General features: G+C 27.8%; 10 protein-coding genes and 1 other RNA gene. 2 read left to right on the top strand and 9 right to left on the bottom strand.

What is annotated here, in order from left to right:
* Positions 1-239 precede the first annotated feature (239 nt).
* Positions 240-800 carry a hypothetical protein gene (locus ACXYRN_RS03385; RefSeq protein WP_458607669.1) on the bottom strand — a complete coding sequence of 187 codons (561 nt, stop codon included), beginning with the start codon at positions 798-800 and terminating at the stop codon, positions 240-242.
* A 70-nt stretch (positions 801-870) separates the two neighbouring features.
* Here ACXYRN_RS03385 and ffs point away from each other — a divergent pair.
* Positions 871-967, top strand: an RNA gene (gene ffs, locus ACXYRN_RS03380) — signal recognition particle sRNA small type.
* A gap of 7 nt (positions 968-974) precedes the next feature.
* Entirely contained in the window at positions 975-1,454 is a 480-nt protein-coding gene (locus ACXYRN_RS03375) for an NUDIX hydrolase (protein WP_458598021.1), read from the top strand.
* A gap of 38 nt (positions 1,455-1,492) precedes the next feature.
* Here ACXYRN_RS03375 and ACXYRN_RS03370 read toward each other — a convergent pair whose 3' ends face one another.
* The 8 genes from ACXYRN_RS03370 to ACXYRN_RS03335 all read right to left on the bottom strand — a co-directional run bounded on the left by ACXYRN_RS03370 (position 1,493) and on the right by ACXYRN_RS03335 (position 7,375).
* Positions 1,493-2,284 (bottom strand): alpha/beta fold hydrolase, encoded by a 792-nt coding sequence (locus tag ACXYRN_RS03370; protein ID WP_458598019.1) that lies wholly within the window; start codon positions 2,282-2,284, stop codon positions 1,493-1,495.
* A 61-nt stretch (positions 2,285-2,345) separates the two neighbouring features.
* Positions 2,346-3,158: a DUF5378 family protein gene (locus tag ACXYRN_RS03365; protein WP_458607668.1), complete on the bottom strand. Its 813-nt coding sequence runs from the start codon at positions 3,156-3,158 to the stop codon at positions 2,346-2,348.
* A gap of 82 nt (positions 3,159-3,240) precedes the next feature.
* On the bottom strand, positions 3,241-3,591 hold the full coding sequence (gene rplS / locus ACXYRN_RS03360; protein ID WP_458607667.1) for a 50S ribosomal protein L19: 351 nt from the start codon (positions 3,589-3,591) through the stop codon (positions 3,241-3,243).
* On the bottom strand, positions 3,581-4,264 hold the full coding sequence (trmD, locus tag ACXYRN_RS03355; RefSeq protein WP_458607666.1) for a tRNA (guanosine(37)-N1)-methyltransferase TrmD: 684 nt from the start codon (positions 4,262-4,264) through the stop codon (positions 3,581-3,583). The genes rplS and trmD overlap by 11 nt, the downstream gene beginning before the upstream one ends.
* Position 4,265: 1 nt before the next feature.
* Positions 4,266-4,502: a 30S ribosomal protein S16 gene (gene rpsP / locus ACXYRN_RS03350; protein WP_435129610.1), complete on the bottom strand. Its 237-nt coding sequence runs from the start codon at positions 4,500-4,502 to the stop codon at positions 4,266-4,268.
* 145 nt (positions 4,503-4,647) lie between these two features.
* The gene (locus ACXYRN_RS03345) at positions 4,648-5,673 is read right to left on the bottom strand and encodes an energy-coupling factor transporter transmembrane component T family protein (protein ID WP_435129613.1); all 1,026 of its coding nucleotides are present in this window, start codon (positions 5,671-5,673) and stop codon (positions 4,648-4,650) included.
* Positions 5,673-6,584 (bottom strand): energy-coupling factor transporter ATPase, encoded by a 912-nt coding sequence (locus tag ACXYRN_RS03340; RefSeq protein WP_458598011.1) that lies wholly within the window; start codon positions 6,582-6,584, stop codon positions 5,673-5,675. Before ACXYRN_RS03340 ends, ACXYRN_RS03345 begins: the two co-directional genes overlap by 1 nt.
* On the bottom strand, positions 6,575-7,375 hold the full coding sequence (locus tag ACXYRN_RS03335; RefSeq protein WP_458607665.1) for an energy-coupling factor transporter ATPase: 801 nt from the start codon (positions 7,373-7,375) through the stop codon (positions 6,575-6,577). The genes ACXYRN_RS03340 and ACXYRN_RS03335 overlap by 10 nt, the downstream gene beginning before the upstream one ends.
* Positions 7,376-7,463: the final 88 nt, after the last annotated feature.

The following is a 7,463-nucleotide window of genomic DNA, read 5'->3' as shown; positions in this document are numbered from 1 at the left end:
TTGCATTCATTATATTAGTAATGATATCTCTTGAAAATTCTGCTACGAATTTAAACCCATTTTCTTTTATTTCATTAATCTTTTCTGAAATTAACAAATTTTTTGATATAATATCTGTCATGTGTTCTCCTTTGTTTTATTTCACTTACAATTTTAAAGGAGTTTCACTCTTTTTTTAATATTTTTTTTAAAAAATCTTTTTTTGTGAAGATAACTCAGTTATGAATACACAACTTTTTTTAAGGTCCCGGTTTTTTGTGAGAATCGTAGTTTGAAAGAGAAAAGAAAAAATAATCTATTACTTTTTCTTTTAGTTGAGGTTTTTCTTCTATTTCCGAATAAAGAATATGATTTTTCAACTTAAGATTTGCAAATAATTTCTTAATCAGTTTATTTCGTTTTTCTTTTTTTGCACTATCAGAACTTCATTGAATTGCATTCATAACATTTTGATCTTTTCTGAAAGTGTTTACATTATCTTTTAAAATACTAATCAATTCAAGTCCTTGTTCTTTTGTTGTTGTTGCTTTAAAAAAGTAATCATAAAAAGAATTAAACTTTTTAGTAACATTATCTAATGTATCATATTCTTTGTCTAAAATTTGTTGATCATTTGTGATGCTTTTGGGACTTAATTCACCTGTTCCTTTACTAAGAGACAAAACTTTTTCTTCTTGTTTTACTAAAGCAAATGAATGGATTTTTATATTTTTATCAATTATTCCCTTAACATCCGATTGAATATCATCAATATGTAATCATTTTGTTAAATATAAAGTAGGACGCCGGGGTGGTACCACCCCAGCGTCCTACTTTAAACTTTTAAAACATACTATTCCTTCCTTTGATTTTTGTATAAATTATATATAATATATTAGCCATCAGAACAATAACCCACTAACTTGGTCAGGGTAGAAATACAGCAGCCATATGAGGAAGTGTTGTGTCAGGTGGTTTTTTTGATAAGGAAAGTTATGTCAGATGTATTTTTTGAATTAGAAAACGGTGATCGTTTTAAATATCGTGTTGGGGTGATTATTCGTAAAGAGAATCAAATTTTAATAGCAAGTGATCCGTGGAATGGTTATTGATATTTACCAGGTGGGAAAGTTGCTATGCACGAAAGTATTGATGAAGCGGTTTTACGTGAAATCAAAGAAGAATTGAATATAAATGTTGTGAATATACATAAGCATTTTTTGATTGAGTCGTTTTATGTAAATAGTTTTAATTTAAAACGTTACCATGAATTATCTATAATTGTTTCAGCAATACCTGTTTCATTTGAAAAGATATCAAAACCAGAATTTACATTTGAAGAAAACGGAAATGTTTTTGCTTTTAAATGAATAGATATTGACAAACTTAAAGACATTAATTTCTTTCCCAGATTTTTGGTAGATCAACTAGATAATTTACCACAAGATATCAAAATAATTACTATCAGGCAATAATAGTTTAATATAAAAAGCACTGTATACAGTGCTTTTGGTTATTTCTTGTAAAAATCACTTATAATTTTAAAGTATTTATCAAAGCTTTCAAAATATAGCATATGACCAACTTTATTAAAAACTTCAATTTGGATATCTTTAACATTTTCCTTAAAATATTTGATGCAGTTTTCTCTATCAATAACAGCATCTTTTTCACCCAACATTAATAAGGTAGGAACATTAATTTTATTTAATCCTGCTTCAATTTGATTCATCAAATTTATATCTGGCAAACTGTGTCCGAGTTTTAAAATTGTAGGATTGTTATAAAGTCAAGGATTAAAGTTGTTTCTTTCATTTTCCATAAAATCTTTATTTTCAAATAGATTAGTTGGATCAAAATAGAGTGCTTTTAAGAAAACTTTATAATCATCAAAAGTTTTAGGAAAATATGTATCTAAATAGTCTTGTTTTTTAACTAATGATGATTTATTCATCGGAGCAACATAAATCATTTTTGAAAATAGTTCAGGTGCTTTTTTATAAGCAAGCGAAATAGTTCCACCTCCCATTGAATGGCCAATTAAAACTACATCTTTTAAATTATTTTGTTTGATAAATTTAATTAATAAATCAGAAAAACCGTTAACGCTAATTTCATCATTATTTTTTGCTTCTAATAAGTTGTTTCCTGGAAAAGAAATTGCATAATAATCACTTAGGGTTCATTTATCCATAAAAACATTATGAATTTCTGCTCTTGAGTTAAATCCATGTACAAAAATAATTGGGTTTTTAGGTTGGTTGTTATCTTTAAAAACATAAGGATAATCGTATTTTAAGTTCATATAACCTTTCTTTTATCTATTTATTAATAGATAAAATTATAACATCTAAAATTTATGTATTTTATATTTTTTGAAGTAAAATTTCTTGTTTTCTTTGTAGAAATTTTTGTCATTTTCTATAAAGAGAAACCTTAAAAAACACTAAAGAAGAAATTAAGAAAATAATGCTTATGTGAAATACTATTGCAATATATGGAATTGGAATAGGTACAATAGAGGCAATTGTGTAAAATTCTCCTCCATATTGTCAATCCTGATTTACTAAACCAGAGGCATTGTGTGTTATGTTAAGTACAAAAATCATTATAGTAGTATATATAAGTTGAATAAGGAAGAATATATTTGTGTAAATTATATCTTTGTATTTATTATCGTGATAGGATATATAATAATATACTCCTATAACATATATAATAAAGTGCGACATAAAATAAAGTTTGTTTAATGATGTACCGATAAAAATATATCATAAATTTATTGATGCCTGTGGTTCAGTATAAGGAACAAAAATAACTGTTAAAAATCCACAAAGAGCTGCTGTCGGAGCAATATACGAAATGATTTTATGATTTTTTTCATTTATCAACAGGATGCTAATTATTAAATATAACATCGGACATATATCGAGTAAAAGTGATTTCGATAAAACAGTGCTACTATAAAAATCATCGCTAGGTGCTGATGTAATTTTGGAAATTAAAGCAATATCTCTAAATCATCTTGCTGCAGCAAAGTATATTAATAATGTAATTCCGATGCTAATTTTTATCCATCTTTTTCTAAGTTTGTTTTTTGTCTTTTTGTTTATATACCAAGGTAAAAAAGCAAAAACAAAAGACAAAAACAAAATAAGTATTAAAAATCCATTTTTCATTTATTCCTAACTAATAAATTATATAAGTTTTATGCAAAAAGATAAAAAAACCACAGCGTGGTTTAAATGAGGATAGGATATTTTATCTTTTAATTTCTTTAAGACGAGCACTTTTACCTTTACGATCACGCATGTAAAATAATCTTTTTCTACGAACTTTATTTGAACGTACTACTTCGATGTGTGCTATTAAAGGTGAGTGTACAGGGAATGTTCTTTCAACACCAATTCCATAAGAAATTTTTCTAACAGTAAATGATTCTCTAGTTCCTGATTCTTTTTTAGAAATTACTAAACCTTCAAAAACTTGGATACGTTCTTTTTCACCTTCGCGGATACGAACTGAAACACGAACATTATAACCTGTTTGAAAGTTTGGTAAATCATTACGCAACTGACTTTGTTCTACAATTTCTAATAATTTATTTCTCATTTTGAATCCTTTCAATGATATCGGGACGATTTTTTAATGTTTTTGTATATTGTGCATCCCGTTTTCATTTATCAATTTCTTTATGATTACCATTAAACAAGACTTCAGGGACTTTCATACCCTTATATTCTCTTGGCCTGGTATATTGTGGGTAATCTAATAAACCTTGTCCTTGAAAAGAGTCATTAATATGTGATTCTGCTTTTATAACACCAGGTAGCAATCTAATTATACTATCAGCAATAACCATTGCTGGGAGTTCTCCGCCTGTCAAAACATAATCACCTATTGATAATTCTAAGTCAACTAGTTCAACAACCCTTTCATCAAAACCTTCGTATCTACCTGCTATTAATGTAATTTGATCCTTTTTAGATAATTCATTTGCAATTTGTTGGTTAAAAGTTTTACCCTGTGGTGAAACTAAGATTTTATAACCACCACGATTCTTTAATGAATCTAATGCTAAATCAATTGGTTCAACTTGAAGCAAAAGACCGTGTCCACCGCCATAAATTTCATCGTCTACTTTACGGTGTTTGTCTTTGCTGAAATTTCTAAAATCAATAACATTAATTTCAATAATATTATTCTGAATAGCTTTATGAATAATGCTTTCTTGATAAAAAGGTGTGAAATAATTTGGAAACAAGGTTAAAAAATTGATTTTCATTTTATTTTGATACTTTGTGAGCTTTAAGTAGGTTCGCAACTGTGTCAGTAGGTTTTGCACCTTGATTTAATCATTTAACTGTAGCCTCTTTGTTTAAAACAAATTCCTTAGTCGATGGATTGTAGTGTCCTAATGCTTCAATAAATCTTCCATCACGTGGAGCTCTTGCATCAGCAGCAACAATTTTATATACTGGTTTGAATTTACTTCCCATACGTTTAAGTCTTATTTTTACCATTAATATCCTCCTTTGCTGTCAAGTAATTTTACTTGACACTTTAAAAATGTTGTATAAATTATAATAAAAAAATTTTTATAATCAAATTTAATTTAAAAATTCATTTAAGACTATATAAAAGACTTAAATGAATTTTGTTAATATATTAACCTACTACCCGTAAATCAAGATATCATTTTGGAAGTATATACTGACCTATTGAGAAGGTATTGTTAGCACCAAATTTAAAATCATAATTTTTAAAATAAATATAGTTAAAAATTATTATTATAGCTAATGCAATAAATGCTAATAAAACTAATATATCGATTCAAGTAGGTTTAATTTGTCGATATTTTGTCCGTTTTTCATATGGATCATAACCACGAGTTTCCATTGAGTTTGCTAAATCATCCGCTTTTTGAAAAGATGAAACAAATAAAGGGATAATTAAGGTGGTAAATGCGGTTATTTTTTCTTTTAAATTACCATTTTTAAAATCCACTCCACGTGAAGATTGAGCTTTTATAATTCTTTGCGATTCATCTACTAATGTTGGGATAAAACGCAAAGCGATCGAGATAATTGTAGCGATAATATGTGTTGGAATAAATAAGAATTTTAAAGGATAAATCAAATCTTCGATTGCTTTATTTAATAAAATAGGCCGTGTTGTGTTGGTAAGCAAAGATGTAATTAAAACCATTATGTAAATTCTTAAAAACAATGCTAAAGTTCTGTTGATAGAATTTAAAGAAACACCATATTGGATTTTCGCATTTTGTCCAAATGTTTTTACAAGTGTTGAATAATCAAAGTTAGTTCCTAAATAATATTGCTGTCAACTGATCGGGGTGGTAAAATCTGATTTAGATGTATAAAAACTTCAAAAAAGTTCATTGTGATAGTGATCATTATAGACTGATTCAGAATTTATGATATATAAATTAACTAAGAAAATAACAACTGAAATAAAAATAGGTAGTTTAAGTAACTTAAATAAAGGTCTAATTTTTTTAGTAGATGCTAGATAAATAATTACCAAAGGAAGTAAAATAACAAATAAATCAATAAATGAACTAGCAATAAATACCATTATAATATATAAAACAGTTAAAAAAACCTTTATACGAGGATCGAAATTATAAAGAAAACCATTACCAGGGATATAACGACCAAAAATACTTTTCATTATTTATCCTCTCTTGATAAATTGATAAAATCAGCAAGTTCTTTTAATGATTTTACCTTAGGTACATCTAATCCGTTTTGTCTTAATTTAAAGACAAATTCGAGTAATTTGGGAGGTTGTAAATTGTTTTCTTTTAGAAAAAGAATATCATTTAAAACTTCATAAGGTTGTCCTTGTCGCACAAGTTTTCCGTCTTTTAAAACAACAACTTTACTTGCTCTTTCTAGGACATGGTCTAAATCATGTGTAACATTTATAATGGTTTTACCGCTTTGGTTGAGTTTGGTTAAAATATCCAAGATTTCTACCACACCCACAGGATCCAATCCAGCAGTAGGTTCATCAAAAACCATAAAATCAGGGTTCATTGCTAAGATACCAGCAATAGCAACGCGTCGTTTTTGTCCACCCGACAACTCAAAAGGACTGCGAGACAAATATTCTGAACCTAATCCTACCATTTCCAAACATTTTCTAGCTCTTTGATATGCTTCTTCTTTAGGTACACCATATGCAATAGGACCAAAAGCGATGTCATCTTTTATAGTATTTTTGAAAAGTTGGTATTCAGCAAACTGAAAAACTATCCCGATTTTCTTACGTATTTCTTTTAGGTTTTTAATTTTTCTTCGTTTTTGTGAATCGTTTATGATATGAAATTTTTCTGTATGGTAGTTTTTTAACTTTTTATTATATATATCAGTTGAAAAAGTTCATTCTACTGTTCCAAAAGAAGGTTTAAGTAAGCCATTTAGATGTTCAATTAAAGTAGTTTTACCTGAGCCAGTTGACCCGATAATACCTAAGTATTCACCATCAGCAACATCTAAGGAAACATCAGTGAGAGCAGTAAATTCTCAAGGAGTTCTTTTATTAAAAATATGTGTAATTTTGTTTGTTTTTACTTGCATATATTGTCTATTAACTCCTGTTCGTTATAGGTTGGATTAATTCCTTTAATAAGTTCGCTAAGTTTATAAATAAAAGGAGAATCAATTTTCGCTAAATCAATTATGTCTTTATTATTTAGTATTTCTTGTGGTGAGCTAAATGCTACTAATTCACCATTTGAAAAAACTAAACATTTATCAGCTAAAATTGCTTCATCCATATTATGTGTAATGGAAATTAAAGTTTTCTGTCTTGAATCACGAATTTCTTTAATTAAATTTAAAACATCATGACGACCTTTTGGATCTAACATTGAAGTAACTTCATCAAAAATCATAACATCTGGATCTAATGCTAAAACTGAGGCGATTGCAACACGTTGTTTTTGACCACCAGAAAGGTTTTCAGGTTCTCTTTCAAGATGATCTTGCATCCCGACACGTGTAGCACATTTTAAGATAATATCTTTCATTAATTTTGGGTTAACACATCGATTTTCGAGTCCAAAAGCAATATCATCTTCAACAGAAGAGCCGATAAACTGGTTATCTGGGTTTTGAAAAATAATACCTATTTTTTTGCGAATCTGAACCAATGTAGTGCGATGATATTCGATACCATCAATAGAAACCGAACCTTGTTGTGGTTTGAGCAAACCAACTAAAATTTTAGAAAGGGTGCTTTTTCCACTTCCGTTATGACCTAAAACAGCTATATATTCACCTTTTCTGATGTGAAATGAAACATTTTTTAATGCAGGCTGCAAAATCCCAGGTTTATAACTAAAAACTATGTTATTAACTTTTATCATATATATATTTTAATAAAAAAGAAAGATTTAAAGAATTATTTTTATGTTTATGTTTTATAATAAATTATAAAATATTTTAATTTATTTT

This window comes from Mycoplasma sp. 4423, from assembly GCF_054353855.1.
This window is presented reverse-complemented; position numbering and strand designations above follow the sequence as displayed.